15 protein-coding genes are annotated in these 15,316 nt (G+C 73.5%); 11 read left to right on the top strand and 4 right to left on the bottom strand.

The window, feature by feature from the left end:
• Positions 1-52: 52 nt before the first annotated feature.
• The gene (pdxH, locus tag BJY14_RS15310) at positions 53-712 is read left to right on the top strand and encodes a pyridoxamine 5'-phosphate oxidase (RefSeq protein ID WP_376770004.1); all 660 of its coding nucleotides are present in this window, start codon (positions 53-55) and stop codon (positions 710-712) included.
• Positions 709-2,004 carry an MFS transporter gene (locus tag BJY14_RS15305; protein ID WP_312879246.1) on the top strand — a complete coding sequence of 432 codons (1,296 nt, stop codon included), beginning with the start codon at positions 709-711 and terminating at the stop codon, positions 2,002-2,004. Before pdxH ends, BJY14_RS15305 begins: the two co-directional genes overlap by 4 nt.
• Positions 2,005-2,011: 7 nt before the next feature.
• On the opposite strand, the gene BJY14_RS15300 is transcribed toward BJY14_RS15305, so the two are convergent.
• Positions 2,012-2,716, bottom strand: coding sequence for a UdgX family uracil-DNA binding protein (locus BJY14_RS15300; RefSeq protein WP_179844220.1), 705 nt, complete (start codon positions 2,714-2,716; stop codon positions 2,012-2,014).
• 99 nt (positions 2,717-2,815) lie between these two features.
• Between BJY14_RS15300 and BJY14_RS15295 the strand changes: the two genes are divergently transcribed.
• From BJY14_RS15295 to BJY14_RS15280, 4 genes are all read left to right on the top strand, one after another.
• Positions 2,816-3,517 (top strand): iron-dependent transcriptional repressor DtxR, encoded by a 702-nt coding sequence (locus BJY14_RS15295; RefSeq protein ID WP_179844219.1) that lies wholly within the window; start codon positions 2,816-2,818, stop codon positions 3,515-3,517.
• Between the two features lie 186 nt (positions 3,518-3,703).
• Positions 3,704-6,031, top strand: coding sequence for an ATP-binding SpoIIE family protein phosphatase (locus tag BJY14_RS15290; protein ID WP_179844218.1), 2,328 nt, complete (start codon positions 3,704-3,706; stop codon positions 6,029-6,031).
• A 4-nt stretch (positions 6,032-6,035) separates the two neighbouring features.
• Positions 6,036-7,031, top strand: coding sequence for a zinc-dependent alcohol dehydrogenase family protein (locus BJY14_RS15285; protein WP_179844217.1), 996 nt, complete (start codon positions 6,036-6,038; stop codon positions 7,029-7,031).
• A 220-nt stretch (positions 7,032-7,251) separates the two neighbouring features.
• The gene (locus BJY14_RS15280; RefSeq protein WP_179844216.1) at positions 7,252-8,052 is read left to right on the top strand and encodes a hypothetical protein; all 801 of its coding nucleotides are present in this window, start codon (positions 7,252-7,254) and stop codon (positions 8,050-8,052) included.
• Between the two features lie 83 nt (positions 8,053-8,135).
• Here BJY14_RS15280 and BJY14_RS15275 read toward each other — a convergent pair whose 3' ends face one another.
• Together BJY14_RS15275 and BJY14_RS15270 are read right to left on the bottom strand one after the other, a co-directional pair.
• Positions 8,136-9,005 (bottom strand): class I SAM-dependent methyltransferase, encoded by an 870-nt coding sequence (locus BJY14_RS15275; RefSeq protein WP_179844215.1) that lies wholly within the window; start codon positions 9,003-9,005, stop codon positions 8,136-8,138.
• Positions 9,006-9,225: 220 nt separating this feature from the next.
• Complete coding sequence (locus tag BJY14_RS15270; RefSeq protein WP_179844214.1) at positions 9,226-9,387, bottom strand: hypothetical protein; 162 nt, start codon at positions 9,385-9,387, stop codon at positions 9,226-9,228.
• A gap of 105 nt (positions 9,388-9,492) precedes the next feature.
• Here BJY14_RS15270 and BJY14_RS15265 point away from each other — a divergent pair, with 105 nt between their 5' ends.
• The 5 genes from BJY14_RS15265 (at position 9,493) to BJY14_RS15250 (ending at position 14,159) form a co-directional block, all read left to right on the top strand.
• On the top strand, positions 9,493-9,894 hold the full coding sequence (locus BJY14_RS15265; protein WP_258944698.1) for a hypothetical protein: 402 nt from the start codon (positions 9,493-9,495) through the stop codon (positions 9,892-9,894).
• Between the two features lie 109 nt (positions 9,895-10,003).
• On the top strand, positions 10,004-11,584 hold the full coding sequence (locus BJY14_RS15260) for an MDR family MFS transporter (protein WP_312879245.1): 1,581 nt from the start codon (positions 10,004-10,006) through the stop codon (positions 11,582-11,584).
• The gene (locus tag BJY14_RS47225) at positions 11,478-12,041 is read left to right on the top strand and encodes a MarR family winged helix-turn-helix transcriptional regulator (RefSeq protein ID WP_312879822.1); all 564 of its coding nucleotides are present in this window, start codon (positions 11,478-11,480) and stop codon (positions 12,039-12,041) included. The genes BJY14_RS15260 and BJY14_RS47225 overlap by 107 nt, the downstream gene beginning before the upstream one ends.
• A 110-nt stretch (positions 12,042-12,151) precedes the next feature.
• Positions 12,152-13,297, top strand: a complete 1,146-nt coding sequence (locus BJY14_RS15255) for an acetyl-CoA C-acetyltransferase (RefSeq protein ID WP_179844213.1) — start codon at positions 12,152-12,154, stop codon at positions 13,295-13,297.
• 55 nt (positions 13,298-13,352) lie between these two features.
• Positions 13,353-14,159, top strand: coding sequence for an enoyl-CoA hydratase/isomerase family protein (locus BJY14_RS15250; protein ID WP_218905388.1), 807 nt, complete (start codon positions 13,353-13,355; stop codon positions 14,157-14,159).
• A gap of 5 nt (positions 14,160-14,164) precedes the next feature.
• Here the strand turns inward: BJY14_RS15250 and BJY14_RS15245 are convergent, their stop codons facing one another.
• Positions 14,165-15,283, bottom strand: a complete 1,119-nt coding sequence (locus BJY14_RS15245; protein WP_179844212.1) for a hypothetical protein — start codon at positions 15,281-15,283, stop codon at positions 14,165-14,167.
• Between the last annotated feature and the right edge of the window lie 33 nt (positions 15,284-15,316).

Here is a 15,316-nt window from a genome sequence, read left to right as displayed (position 1 = left end):
CGCTGTGGATTCCCCAACGCCGGACCCCGCACGGCTCCGCAGATCCTACGAGGTGGGCGAATTGTCCGAGTCGGCGCTCCCCGCCGAACCACTCGCCCTGTTCGCCGCCTGGTTCGCCGAGGTGCACGCCTCCGGGCTGGCCGAGCCGAACGCGATGATCCTCGCGACGGCCTCCGCCGACGGGGTCCCGAGCGCCCGGACGGTCCTGCTCAAGGGCTACGGGCCGCAGGGATTCCGGTTCTTCACGAACCTGACCTCCCACAAGGGCCGCGACCTCGCGGAGAACCCGCGCGCGGCGCTGGTGTTCCCGTGGCATCCCCTGTACCGGCAGGTGCGGGTCGCGGGACCGGTGCACGAGCTCCCGCGCGAGGAGACGGCCGCCTACTTCCGGACCCGCCCGTACGGGTCCCGGATCGGCGCGTGGGCCAGCGAGGACCAGTCGGGCGTCATCCCGGGGCGCGAGGTGCTGGAGCGCCGCTACGCCGAGGCGGCCGAGCGCTGGCCGGATCCGGCCTCCGGAGAGGCCGGGGCGCCGGAGGGGGACACGGCCGGCGCCGTCCCGCTGCCGGACTTCTGGGGCGGCTACCGCGTCGTGCCCGAGTCGATCGAGTTCTGGCAGGGCCGCCGCGACCGGCTCCACGACCGGATCCGCTACCGGCGGGCGGCCCCCGGGGACGCGGAGGGATGGGCGGTGGAGAGACTGGCTCCGTGACACCGCCGGTTGGAACGGTCCGCCGCAGGCGCCTGCGGGGGCTCGCGATCGACACCCGGCCGCTGGGCCACCCGGCCTACCGGCGGCTGTGGCTGGGGCAGGGCGTGTCGTTCGTCGGGTTCCAGGTCACCGCCGTCGCCGTCCCCGTCCAGGTCTACGACATGACCCGCTCGTCGTTCTGGGTGGGCGCCCTCGGCGTCGCCAACCTCGTCCCGCTGATCGTGTTCGGGCTGTGGGGCGGCGCGGTGGCCGACCACATGGACCGCCGCAGGCTGCTGTTCGTCTCGTCCTGCGTCATGTGGGCGGCGACGCTGCTGCTGCTCGTCCAGGCTCTGCTGGACGTCGGCAGCCTCGCGCTGATCATGGGCGTGGTGGCGGTCCAGGCGGTCGGGTTCGCGGTGTCCTCGCCCACCCGCAGCGCGATCATCCCCCGGCTGATCGACCGGCCGCTCGTCCCGGCCGCCAACACCCTCAACTTCACCGCGAGCCAGTTCGGGATGCTGTCCGGGCCGCTGTTCGCCGGCGTCCTGCTGGCCCACTGGCACTACGCGGCGGCCTACGCGCTCGACGCGGTGCTGTTCACCGTCGTGCTGTACGCGGCGCTCCGGCTCCCGCCGATCCCGCCGCTCGGCGACATCACCGGCACGCCCGGCCTGCGGTCGGTCTTCGACGGGCTCCGCTACCTGGCCACGCAGCCGGTGCTCCTGATGTCGTTCGCGGTGGACGTCATCGCGATGGCGGTCGCCATGCCGCGCGCCCTCTTCCCCGAGGCGGCCGAGACCCGGTTCGGCGGCGAGGGCGCGGTCGGCTACCTGTTCGCCGCGATCGCGGTCGGCGCGTTCCTCGGCGGGCTGTCGTCCGGCTGGATCGGGCGGATCCACCGGCAGGGGATCGCGCTCGTGGCGTCCATCGCCGTCTGGGGGCTCGCCGTCGCGGGCGCCGGGCTGGCCGGCCGCCTCTGGCTCGCGGTCGTCCTGCTCGCCGTCGGAGGCGCGGCCGACCTGGTGTCGTCGGTCTTCCGCCAGTCCATGCTCCAGACGTACGCCCCCGACCGGATGCGTGGACGGCTCCAGGGCGTCTTCACCGTCGTCGTCGCGGGCGGCCCCCGGCTCGGGGACGTCCGGGCGGGGGCGACCGCGAGCGCCGTGGGGGCGACCGCCTCCTGGGTCGGCGGTGGCCTGGCCTGCGCCGCGCTGGTCATCGCGGCGGGGTTCGCCGTCCCCGCACTCCTCCGCTACGACACCCGCACCGCCGAGACCGTCCAAGCGGGGCCGGTGCCGGTGGAGGACTGAGCCGCCGTCAGCCGAGGGCCGAGGCGGCGATCCTCAGATCGTCCAGCAGGCCCTGGTAGACGACCTCGCGGTCCTCGGCGCGCAGGACGGCCGACGGATGGATCGTCGCGAGGAGGCGCGCGACGCCCTCGCCGGGCGGCTCGTCGGCGATCTCCCGCGCGGCGGCCGGGGTGCCGATCGTCTCCAGTCCGGGCATCGGGAGCAGCCGCCCGCGCTGCCGGGTCACCCGGAACGACGAGCCGAGCAGCGCCCTGCCCGCCGTCGCCCCCAGCGCCACGACGACGGCCGGGTCCAGGAGCCGCAGCTCCGCGAGGAGCCAGGGGCGGCACGCCCGCATCTCGCCGGCGTTCGGCGGCTCGTGGATGCGCCGCTTGCCGCCCACCTGTCGCTTGAACTTGAAGTGCTTGACGGCGTTGGTGACGTAGACGTCGCCGCGCTCGATCCCGGCCTCCTCCAGCGCCCGGTCGAGGACGCGCCCCGCGGGGCCGACGAACGGACGTCCCGCGCGGTCCTCCTGGTCACCGGGCTGCTCGCCGATGAGCAGCATCCGCCCGTCAGGGGAGCCCTCACCGAAGACCGTCCGAGTGGCGTCCCGGTAGAGCCCGCAGCCCCGGCAGTCGGCCGCGGCACGGCGCAGCGCCTCCAGGTCGGCCCGTTCCTCGGGCGTCCCGGGCAGGAAAGGTTCCGCGTCAGGGGAAGGTTTCGCGTTCATCTCGCGTTTCCCCGTACCCGGCTTCAGGGGGATATTCGCAGGGCCCGGCGATGTGGGGCCCGAGCAAGTAGACTCTTGCCCATAAGACTGGAGGGAGCTGTGACCTCACACGGCCTGATCGATACCACGGAGATGTATCTCCGGACGGTCTTCGAGCTGGAGGAGGAGGGGATCATCCCCCTTCGCGCGCGCATCGCCGAGCGGCTCTCCCAGAGCGGTCCGACGGTGAGCCAGACGGTCGCGCGCATGGAGCGCGACGGGCTCCTGCGGGTCGAGGGCGACCGGCACCTCGAGCTGACCGACAGCGGGCGCGGTCTCGCCACGCGCGTCATGCGCAAGCACCGCCTCGCCGAATGCCTCCTGGTCAACGTCATCGGACTGCCCTGGGAGGACGTCCACATCGAGGCGTGCCGGTGGGAGCACGTGATGTCGGAGGACGTCGAGCGCCGCCTGGTCGCGCTGCTGGACAACCCGACCACCTGCCCGCACGGCAACCCGATCCCCGGTCTGGACGAGCTCGGCGGGCACGGCGACGACGCCGACGAGGCGCCGCTGGCGGTGATGACCGCGGTGGCGAGCCCCCAGGGCGCGGGCGCGGTGATCCGGCGGATCAGCGAGCAGGTGCAGAGCGACAGCGACCTGATGCTTAGACTCAAGCAGATAGGGATACAACCGGGACGAGAGGTGATTCTCCGGGCGACCGACGACGGGGTACGGGTGATCGGTGACGACGAGGACGACAGTCCCGCGACGGAACTCTCACGCGGCATCGCCGAGCACGTCTTCGTCAGCAGGCGCTGACGCGGCCGGTGTGTGCACCCCCGCCTCGACGGTCTATACCGAAGATCTCCATAACATCGCGTCTTTCGGGCGTATCCCGGCGGCGGGTTCGTCGTTCAATACGACGAGGCAACCACGTAGGACGTCCGTGCCGCGACGCGCGGTGATCATCGGGGCGAGGATCGGGACTGGTATCGGGATGGGGAGATGAACCACTGGGGGGAAGCGCCTGACGAGGCGCACCTGCCGCCCGAGACCGTCCTCGCGCAGATGGAGATGGCGGTCATCGTCTGCGACCGCTTCAGCAACATCATCTACGGCAACTCCTTCGCCCGGCAGCTCTTCGGCTTCGGCGGCGACGCGATCATCGGCCACTCCATCCTGTCGCTCGGCATCGCCGAGGAGGACCACGAGCAGGCCACCGAGCTGGCCAAGCACGTCCTCAAGGGCGGCGTGTGGGAGGGCACCTTCTGCAACCTGCGCGCCGACGGCACCACCGTGTACACGCGCGCGCACGCCGTCCCGCTGCGGCACCCGTCCGGCGCCGTCGACGGAGTGGTGATCTTCGCGCGCGAGGCGCTGCGCTCCAACCAGCGCGAGCAGGACCGCTACGGCCTCATGGAGCGGATCGGGGAGCGGCTCGCCGGGTCCCTGGAGCTGGAGAGCACGCTGCGCCGCGTCGCCGACACGCTCGTCCCGCAGTTCGCCGACCACTGCTTCATCGACCTCTACAGCGGTGACCGCCTCTACCGGCGGGTGTCGCGGCACGCGGGCGGCTGGGAGCCGCCGCCCGGCACCTGGGCGGAGGTCGGCGAGCCCGTCTCCTACCCGCCCGGGCACTTCAGCGCCAAGGCGATGGACCGCCGCGACGCCGTCCTCGTCGAGGACATGATCCAGCACCGGTTCACCGCGCCGAGCGAGTCGTCCCAGCGGCTCGGCCACGAGATGGGCATCACCTCGGTGATCTCCGCGCCGCTGCTGGTGCGCGGCGAGATGCTCGGCGTAATGAGCCTGGCGCTGTCGAACCTGTCCAAGCGGCCCGACCCGCACTACGACGGCTTCGACCGCGACCTGCTCGGCGCGATCGCCAGCCGGGTCGCGCTGGCCGTCGACAACGCGCTGCTGTTCGAGGAGGAGCGCGAGACCGCGCTCGCCTTCCAGAAGCACCTGCTGCCCGGCGACCGGCCGCCCCCGCTCGACGGCCTGCAGATCGCCTGGCGGTACGAGCCGGCGCGGCCCCTGGAGTCGCACGGGCACGGCATCCAGACGCAGGTCGGCGGCGACTGGTACGACGTCATCCCGCTGTCGGCGGGACGCGTCGGCCTCGTCATCGGCGACGTCGAGGGGCGCGGGGCCCGCGCCGCCGCCGTGATGGGCCAGCTGCGCGCCGCGCTGCGCGCCTTCGCCCAGGACGACAAACCGCCCGCCGACATCCTGCGCAAGCTCGACGAGTGGGTCCGCACGATGACGCGGCCCGAGCGGATGCGCTCCGGCTGGAACAGCGACGACCTCGTCCGCCCACCGCTGGTGTCCTGCACCTACTTCGTCTACGACGCCTGGTCGCGGGTCCTGGAGTTCGCCAACGCCGGGCACGACCCGCCCCTGCTGGTCGTCGACGGCGAGGTCGGCGAGCTGGACTTCGAGAGCGAGGGCGGCATGCTCGGCCTGCGCGCCCCCGGCATGGGCGGCGAGCTGCTGTTCAACGAGGAGTCGGCCGAGCTGAAGCCGGGCTCCACCCTCGTCCTCTACACCGACGGCCTGATCGACCGGCGCTCCAAGGACGACGGCGACTACCACACGCGCGAGGAGGCGCGGGAGCTGGTCCGCGCCGCCGTCGCCGAGGTCGCGCGCGGCGGGGTCGAGGCGATCGCCAACGCCGCCTACGACGCGGTGCCCGGCGACATCGCCGACGACGTCGCGATCGTGGTGATCCGCACCGCCGCCGAGGAGCTGGCCGTGGAGGAGCGCACCTTCACCGCCGAGCCGATCATGGTGTCGGAGGCGCGCCGGATGGCTTCCGACGCGTTCGCGACCTGGGGCATGCTCGAAGAGCAGGCCGAGCTCGCGTGCCTGCTGGTGTCGGAGGTCGTCACGAACGTCGTCCTGCACGCCACCGCCACGCCGTCGCCGCGCCGCGAGATGGTCGTCCCGGTCCCGGCCGGGCCGCCCGGACGCGGCGGTGAGCCGCTGGGCGCGCCGCCGCCGGTGCAGTTCAACACCGACTTCGGCGCCCTGGACGCCGATCCCTTCGAGGGCGGCGCGTTCGACGAGGACGACTGGAACCTCGGCGCCGACCTCGGCCGCCGCGAGCCGCCCACCAAGGAGTTCCGGCTCCGGCTGCGGCGCGGCGCGGACGCGATCTGGGTCGAGGTGTTCGACTCCGACATGCGGCTGCCGCGCATCCGCAGCGCCGGCGAGACCGACGAGGGCGGCCGCGGCCTCTACCTCGTCGACCAGCTCGCCACCCGGTGGGGCGCCCGCCCGACGTCCGACGGCAAGGCCGTCTGGTTCGAGCTGCCGCTGAACCCGGGGTGAGCCGGTGCGCGCCTGGGTGGTGGAGCGGCCGGCCCCGATCGAGACGGGGCCGCTGCGGCGCGCCGAGCGCGACGCGCCTTCCCCTGGCCCGGGCGAGCTGCTGGTCCGCGTGCTGGCCTGCGGTGTCTGCCGGACCGACCTGCACGTCGCCGAGGGCGACCTGCCCGTCCACCTGCCGGGAGTGACGCCGGGTCACGAGATCGTCGGGCTGGTCGAGTCGGCGGGCCCCGGCTGCCTGCACGGGCCCGGCGACCGCGTCGGCGTCGCGTGGCTGCGCGGGACGTGCGGCGCGTGCCGGTTCTGCCGCCGTGGGGCCGAGAACCTGTGCCCGTCGTCGGTCTACACCGGCTGGGACGCGCACGGCGGCTACGCCGAGTACGCGCTGGCCGTCGACGCCTACACCTACGCGCTGCCCGCCGAGCTGGACGACGTGCGCGCCGCCCCGCTGTTGTGCGCCGGGATCATCGGGTACCGGGCGCTGCGCCGCGCGGCCCTGCCGCCGGGCGGGCGCCTCGGGATCTGGGGGTTCGGCGGCTCGGCGCACCTGGCCGCGCAGATCGCGCTCGCCGAGGGCGCCGACGTGCACGTGTTCACCCGCAGCCCCGCCGCCCGCGAGCTGGCCCGCGAGCTCGGCGCGTCCTGGGCCGGCGACTCCTTCGACGCCGCTCCCGCCCCGCTGGACTCGGCGATCGTCTTCGCGCCCGCGGGCGAGCTGGTGGCCGCCGCGCTCGAACGCCTCGACCGCGGCGGGACGTGCGCCGTCGCGGGGATCCACCTGAGCGACGTGCCGCCTCTGGACTACCAGCGGCACCTGTTCCAGGAGCGGGAGGTCCGCTCGGTGACGGCGAACACGCGGGCGGACGGCGAGGAGTTCCTGAGGCTGGCCGCGCGCCTGGACGTCGCCGTCACGACGCACCCCTACCCGCTGGACGAGGCCGGCCGCGCCCTCGCCGACCTCGCGGCGGACCGCTTCACCGGCGCCGCCGTCCTCGTCCCCTAGGAGCTCGGCTCCGTCGCGCCGCGGGCCCGGGGCCGGGCACGCCGCTGAGCTCGGCGTTCTTCGTGAGCCGCGCCTCCCGGCGCCTTCCGGCGGCGGCGCGGAACCCCTATTGACACTTCGTCTTCCATGCCGTTGGATCGCTCCATACTCACGAGTAGCCCAGATCGTTCCGGCCGGCTCGGGAGGCCCCCCGCCGCTTTCCCCCTGCGAGAGGACCCCTGTGTCGTCAACGTTCAAGCGGCTGGCCGTGCTGTCCCTGTCGGCGGGTCTCGCCGCCGCCCTGGCCGCCGCGCCCGCGGCGTCCGCGCGGACCGCCCCGAAGCCGAGCGCCCGGGCGGCCGCGGACGGGCCGCCCGCGACGCTGGACCTGTCGGACTGCCCCGACGTCCTGCCGGTCGGCGCGGACCCCGCGAACTGGTACTGCAACGTGCTGGTGACCAGCGGCGGCAGCATGAAGATCGGCAAGATCGACCAGCAGATCACCGCGCCGATGCGGATCACGATGCTGGCCGGCTACGACCCGAAGACCGGTGCTGAGATCTCCAAGTTCGTGAAGATGCGGAGTACGGCGATGAGCGTGGCCGGCGGCGCCCTCGGCATCCCCGGGACCGAGAGCGTCCCGCTGTTCGCGCTGAAGGTGAAGCCGCAGTACGCCGGGAAGATCGACCTCGACATCCCCAACCGCAAGACCCGGCTGGCGCTGAAGCTGAAGCTCGTCAACCAGCTGCTGGGCGGCACGTGCTACGTCGGGTCGAACGCCGCGCCGATCAGCCTCGACCTGGACCTGAAGGAGATCACGGGGGCCTCGGGGCCGGACGGCACCTTCTGGGTCAGGATCAACTCGACCGACGACACGTTCGCGGTGCCGAAGACCAACGGGTGCGGGTTCGCCGCGCCGATCGCCGACCTCCGCGGCGGCCTCCCGTCCGCGTCCGGCGCGAACCACGCGCAGCTCATCTCATACTTCGGCGGCAAGGGGTACTCCGAGATGTACCCGAAGATGGCCGTCCGCAGGAAGTGACGGCCGCACGCTGACGACGGGCCCGCGCCGAGCTCCCCGGCGCGGGCCTTCGTGCCGCTCCGCCGGTGCGCGGGCCGGTCGCGCTAGGAGATGGGTTCCGCGGCGACGTGCGCCCAGGACTGCGTGAACCAGAGCTCGCCGCCGATGACGCGCGGCTTGGCCCCGGTGCGGGGGCCGCCGTCCACCTCGTCGAGCATGGCCGCGCGGATGCGGTCGGCCGCGCCGTCGTCGCGGGCCCCGGCGAGCCACGGCTCGACGGGGCGCTCCACGGTGAACACGTCCAGCCGCCGGATGCTGCCGCCCACCGAGGTGATCATCTCGGTGAGCCGGGCGATCGACGGGGTGCCCGGATGGTCGGGGTCGCGCAGGCGCTCGATCCGGTCGCGCTCGGGCCCGGCGAGGTTGCCCCGGACGAGGTCGGCGACGACCACCCGCCCGCCCGGCCGGCACACCCGCAGCAGTTCCCGCAGCACGTCGCCCGGATCGCCCAGGTTGTAGAGCGAGAAGCGCGCCGTGACCAGGGAGAACGTGTTGTCCCGGTACGGCAGCGCGGTGGCGTCCGCCTTGATCGGGACGCGCGGGGCGGGGCGCGCGGGCCGCGGCCGCGGGTCCTCGCGCGTCATGGCGGCCGGGGGCCTGCGGCCCGCGCCGCCGCCGTCGCGCCGCTCGTCCGGGCCGCGCGCGCCGCCGGTGATGCGGACCGGGCCCGTCCCGAACTCCACCGTCTCCATCCGGCCCGGCCTGGCGGGGCCGGGCGGGGGCGCCACGGGCGTCGCGTCCACCGCGGTCACGTGGTGGACGTGCGGCCCGAGCGCGGCGGGCATCGGGCCGCGCCCGCGCGCGACGTCCAGGCACACGTCGCCGGCATGGGGTTCGACGAACTCCAGCAGGCGCCTCAGATGCGGGGCGATCGTGCCCCCGGTCTCCTGGACGGCGGTCGCCGGATGCGGCACGGGTGCTCTCCCTCGGCTCGGCCGGCTTCGCCGTACGGGGTCCCGTTCGCGTCCACCGTGCAGGCGCGTGCCGGGGGGATCCCGCCCCGGTCGGGCGGGGCGCGTCGGCGCCGGCGGGCAGCGAACGGGCGTGAAGCCGGTTTCGCCAGTTATGACTCCCCGAAGGGCCGGGAGGTTCGGAATCGGCCCCGGAAATTCACTCGCCGTGCATGTCCGCCGGTCACTTCCGCAGGTGCTGGCCGAACAACGCCAGCACGACGATGACGAACACGATGATCACCGCGGCCCGGCCCGGCATGGGCAGCCGGAGCCGCACCGCGGCCCAGCGCACGCAGAACGCCGCGAGCAGTGACACGACGATGAGAGTGAGGATGCCTTCCATGGCCACCTTCGTCCGGGGGAAGTGCCGCCTTCCTGAACCCTAGACGTGTAAGGAGGGGGTTACCCGCCGGTTCGGAGCCGGGGGCGGGCCGATACCCTCACCTTCGTGGCAGATGCGAAGGAAACAGACGGCCGGGACAGGGTGGACGAGATGGCGACCAACCTGGCCCGCGGCCGGGTCGCGCTCGGGCTCGCGGCGCTCGCCGCTCCGAGGCTGACCGTGAAGCTGATGGGCCTCGGCGGCGCCGCCGACCCGGGCCGCGACTACGTGGCGCGGATGTTCGCCGCCCGGGAGATCGCGCTCGGCGCGGGCTACCTGCTCAGCGGCGACGAGTCCGGGCGCCGGCTGTGGGCCCGGATCGGCCTCGCCGTCGACTCGATCGACGTGATGAGCGGGCTGAAGACCCGCAAGGGCGTGCCGCTGTGGGTGACCGCGGGCGCGGTGGCGGTCGCCGGCGGGGCCGCCTCGATCGGCGCCGCGAAGGTCGCCCGCGACCTGGTGAGCTAGGGCCTTTCCCCTCGGGGCGCTCGCCTGGGCCGGGTGATCCCGACCGGCTCGTGGGTAGGCATCTCCCCGCACGTACCCGGTACATGGGCGGCGGCAGGGGGGCGACGGCATGACGGCGACGGCGGCGGCGCGGGACGAGCGGGCCATGCCGAAGGGCAGGGACCTCTACGTCGTCCTCGGCGCCCTCATGCTCGCCATGCTGCTGGCGGCGCTGGACCAGACGATCGTGTCCACCGCGCTGCCGACGATCGTCAGCGAGCTCGGCGGGCTCAACCACCTGTCGTGGGTCGTCACGGCGTACCTGCTGTCCTCGACGGCGTCCACGCCGCTGTGGGGCAAGCTCGGCGACCAGTACGGCCGCAAGCGGCTGTTCCAGGCGTCGATCGTCATCTTCCTGATCGGGTCGGCGCTGTGCGGCCTGGCGCAGGACATGACGCAGCTGATCGTGTTCCGCGCCCTGCAGGGCCTCGGCGGCGGCGGGCTGATGGTGCTCGCCGTCGCCATCGTCGGGGACGTGGTGCCGCCCCGCGAGCGCGGCCGCTACCAGGGCCTGTTCGGCGCGGTCTTCGGCGTGGCCAGCGTGTGCGGCCCGCTGCTCGGCGGCTGGTTCGTCGACAACCTGACCTGGCGCTGGGTGTTCTACATCAACCTGCCCATCGGGGTGGTGGCGCTGGCGGTGATCGCCGCCGTCCTGCACGCGACGGGCGAGCGGGAGCGCCACCGCATCGACTACCTCGGCACGCTGCTGATCGTCGGCTGGGCCGTCGGGCTGGTGCTGACGGCCACCTGGGGCGGGACGCGCTACGCCTGGGCGTCCGCGCCGATCATCGGGCTGGCCGCCGGCTCGGTGGCGCTGATCGGCGTGTGGCTGCTGGTCGAGCGGCGCGCCGCCGAGCCGATCATGCCGCCGGCGCTGCTGCGCCACCCGGTCTTCGCGCTCGGCGCCGCGATCAGCTTCGCGGTCGGCTTCGCGATGTTCGGCGCGCTGACGTTCCTGCCGATCTTCCTTCAGGTGGTGCACGGGGTCTCGCCCACGCTGTCGGGCGTCTACCTGCTGCCGATGATGCTCGGCATGCTGCTCAGCTCGATCGGCTCCGGCCAGCTGATCACCCGGTTCGGCCGCTACAAGATCTACCCGATGGTCGGGACGCCGATCATCGCGCTGGCGCTCTACCTGTGCTCGGCGCTGGACGAGAACTCCACCACCCTGAGCATGAGCCTGCGGTTCGCGCTGCTCGGCTTCGGGCTCGGCCTGGTCATGCAGGTGCTCGTGATCGCCGTCCAGAACGCGGTGTCGTACCAGGACCTCGGCTCCGCGACGTCCGGTGTCACCTTCTTCCGGCAGATCGGCGGGTCGTTCGGCGTCGCGGTGTTCGGCTCGATCTTCAGCAACCAGCTCGCCGGCCATGTGGCGGACCTGGCGCGGGTCCTGCCGCCGGGGTTCGACCCAGCGGCCGTCCAGGGCAATCCGAGGCTGCTCGACCGGTACCCGGTCGCGGTGAAGGACGCCGTTCTGCACGCCTACGCGCAGTCGATCGACTCGGTGTTCTTCTGGGCGGTCCCCGTGGCGGCGGCCCGCGTTCGTGCTGACCTGGTTCCTGCGCGAGGTCCCGCTGCGGGAGACAGCGCAGACGCCCGACTACGGGGAGGGCTTCGGCGCGGCGCCGACCGTCCGGTCGTCAAGGCATGAGATGGAGCGCGCCCTGAGCGAGCTGATGCGCCGGGACGCCAGGGCCTTCGAGATGTACGACCGGCTGGCCGCGTTCTCGGGCGTGTCCCTGCCCGCGGGCAGCGTCTGGGCGTTGTGCCGGATCGCCAAGGACGGGACGGTCACCGGCCAGGAACTCGCCGACCGGGCGGGGGTGCGGGTCGAGCAGGGCCGCCCGTACGTCGACCGGCTCGTGGACGCCGGCTACGTCCAGCGGCGCGAGGGGGTCCTCGCCGTCACGCCGTCAGGGCGGGACGCCGCCGAGCGCCTGTTCGTCGCCCGGTGCGAGGGGCTCTCCCGGCATCTGGACGGCTGGGCTCCCGAGGAGCATCCTGAGCTGGCGGACGTCCTGTCGCGGCTGGCGGAGGCGTCCCTCGGCGACGAGGCGGACGGCGAGGTGCTCGGGCCCGGCCCGCGGCCCGCGGAGCGGGGGGCCTAGGGTCCCCGAGACCCACCTCACAGCGCGTTGCGCCGGGAGGGATGTAATCTCATACCGACTAACCGAATCACACTCGGTTTCGGGACGGAACCCCAGATTTTGGAGGCGTAGTGGCCGAGGCGTACATCGTCGGCGCGGTCCGTACCCCCGTCGGTACCAAGAAGGGCGCTCTCAAGGACGTCCACCCCGCCGACCTCGGGGCGCACGTGCTCAAGGAGCTCGTCAACCGCACCGGGGTCGACCCCTCCGGGGTCGAAGACGTGATCATGGGCTGCGTCATGCAGGTCGGCCCGCAGTCGCTGGACATCGCGCGCACCGCGTGGCTGTCGGCCGGGCTGCCGGAGAGCGTGCCCGGCGTGACCATCGACCGCCAGTGCGGGTCGTCCCAGCAGGCGATCCACTTCGCCGCCCAGGGCGTGCTGTCGGGCACCCAGGACCTCGTCGTCGCCTCCGGCGTCGAGCAGATGGCGGTCGTCCCGATGGGCTCCTCCGTCGCCATGGCCCTGGAGAAGGGCATGCCCTTCCCCTACGGCGAGGGCTGGGCCGAGCGCTACGGCATGCAGGAGATCTCCCAGTTCCGCGGCGCCGAGCTGATGGCCGAGAAGTGGGGCTTCACCCGCGAGGACCTGGAGAGGTTCGCGCTGGAGAGCCACCAGCGCGCCGCCAAGGCCATCGAGGCCGGCTACTTCGACCGCGAGATCGCCCCCATCGCCGGGCTGTCCAAGGACGAGGGCGCCCGCGCCGACACCACGCTGGAGAAGATGGCGGGGCTCAAGACGCTGCGCGAGGGCGGCCGGATCACCGCCGCCGTCGCCTCGCAGATCTCCGTCGGCGCCTCCGCGGTGCTGATCGCCTCCGAGGAGGCCGTCAAGCGGTACAACCTCACCCCGCGCGCCCGCATCCACACCCTCGCGGTGTGCGGCTCCGACCCGGTCTACATGCTGACCGGCCCGATCCCCGCCACCGAGAAGGCCCTGGACCGCGCCGGGCTGAAGATCGACGACATCGACGTCTTCGAGGTCAACGAGGCGTTCGCCCCGGTCCCGATGGCGTGGGCGCACGACACCGGCGCCTCGCTGGACAGGACCAACCCCAACGGCGGCGCGATCGCCCTCGGGCACCCGCTCGGCGCGACCGGCGGCGTCCTGATGACCAAGCTGCTGCACGAGCTGGAGCGCACCGGCGGCCGCTACGGCCTGCAGACGATGTGCGAGGGCGGCGGCCAGGCCAACGCCACCATCATCGAGCGCATCTGAGTCCGTCGAGGCACCGCCCCCCGGAGCCCGCTCCGGGGGGCGGTACCGTTCGGAGGTGGCCGGGGACATGTACGAGACGATCCTGTATTCGGTGGACGAGCGGATCGCGCGGATCACGCTGAACCGCCCCGACGCCCGCAACGCGCTCAGCGACCAGATGATCGGCGAGCTGCTCGACGCGTTCGAGCGGGCCAGGGCCGACACCGGAGTCCGGGTCATCGTCCTGACCGGCGCCGGGGACCGGGCGTTCTGCGCGGGCGCCGACCTCGGCGGCCTCGGCCGGGCGCAGGCCGACGGCCGGTCGGTCGCGGACGCCGGCGCCGTCCGCGACAGCGCCCCCTTCCGGCTCTTCACGGCCTTCCCCGGGCTCGGCAAGCCGATCATCGCGCGGCTGGCCGGGCACGCCGTCGCGGGCGGCCTCGGCCTCGCCGCCGCCTGCGACCTGGTCATCGCGGCCGACGACGTCAAGCTCGCCACGCCCGAGGTCAACGTCGGTCTCTGGCCCATGATGATCATGGCGATCATCAACCGGAACGTCGCCCCGAAGCACGCCTTCAAGCTCTACTACACCGGCGCCCGCGTCACCGCCGCCGAGGGCCGCGACATCGGCCTGGTCACCGAGGTCGTCCCGCGCGCCGAGCTGGACGCCCGCGTGGACGAGCTGGCCCGCCTGATCGCGTCCAAGAGCCCCGTGGGCCTGCGCCGCGGCCGCGACGCGTTCTTCGCCATCGAGGGCCGCCCCCTGGAGGACCAGGTCGCCCACCTGCTGTCCGAGCTGGTCGAGCTGACCGGCACCGAGGACGCCAAGGAGGGCATCACGGCCTTCCTGGAGAACCGCCCCCCGGACTTCCAGGGCCGCTGACCAGCCTAGGCCGGCGCGAGCTCGGCCAGCGCGAGGTGGAAGAGGACCTTCAGGTCGCGGGTGCGCCGGGAGAACGGCTCCTCCAGCATCGCGGAGACCTCCTCGTCCCATGCGGCCGCGGCGAGCGTCAACTCGCGGACGGCGCCGCCGTCGCCGGACATCAGGGCGAGCGCGAGATCGAGAGCGGGGCTCGGGCCGTCCACCCGGTGCCGGAACTCCCGGAACTCGGGCCGCGGCTCCGCGCCGGGACGGACGGCCGCCAGGACGATCAGCCAGGCGCGCTCCGTCGCGGGCAGGTCCGGCCAGAGGGCCAGCAGGCCGGGAAGGCGGTCGATGACCGCGCGGCAGGCGGCCGCCTCGTCCGAGTCGGGCTCGCCGGTCTCCGGGACGGGGTCGATCGTGGCGATGTAGGCCAGGTGGATCAGCAGGTGGAACCGGTACGCGGGGAACAGCCGCGGCGCGCGGACGAGCTGGACGAGGAAGCCGATGGTCTCTGGAGTGCAGTCGTAGCAGGTGTCCTGGTGGACGACCGTGCTGAAGTACTCCTCGACGGCCTCCTCCCACCCCTCGTCGTTGGCGGCGAGGCCCCGCAGGATGTCCGGGACCTCGTCGGCCGGTCCGTAGGCCCCGGTCAGAGACGACCAGTCGATGTCGTCCAGACCGTCCAGGACGATCGGCTCGCCCGTCGGGCCGCCGGACGGCTCCTGCCTGCCGAGGCCGTGGACGATGGCCGGCGCGGGCGTGCGGGCGGGCTCGCGGGACAGGACGGCCACCCGCAGGTCGCGGACGTCGCCGGCGCTCCGGTCGCAGACGCCCTCACCCTCGGGGAAGAAGCGGCGGGCGGTCTCGGGAAGGGCCATCGAGCACGAGAGGCGGCCGCCGAGCCCCTCGGCCAGCGCCGCGACGGCGCGGTGCTCGGCGGCCGCCCACCAGCGCTCGTCGTCGTCCGGATAGGGGCCCTCGTCGAGGCCGTCGACCCGCCACCCGGAGTCGGTCGTGGTGTCCGGGGCGACGCGCACGAGCGCGTGGCCGCGTCCGGCGAGCGCCCGGGCCCCCTCACGGGCGGCCGCCTCGTCCGGGACGAAGAGGCTGTAGGTGGTGGCGTGCCGCGGAGCCGTGATCATCGGGCCAGCCTAAGGGTCGCTCTCCGACATTCC

Origin of the sequence: Actinomadura luteofluorescens, assembly GCF_013409365.1 — a bacterium.
Taxonomy (GTDB): domain Bacteria; phylum Actinomycetota; class Actinomycetes; order Streptosporangiales; family Streptosporangiaceae; genus Spirillospora; species Spirillospora luteofluorescens.
Note: the sequence above shows the minus strand (reverse complement) of the source record. Positions and strands in the feature narration are given on the sequence as shown.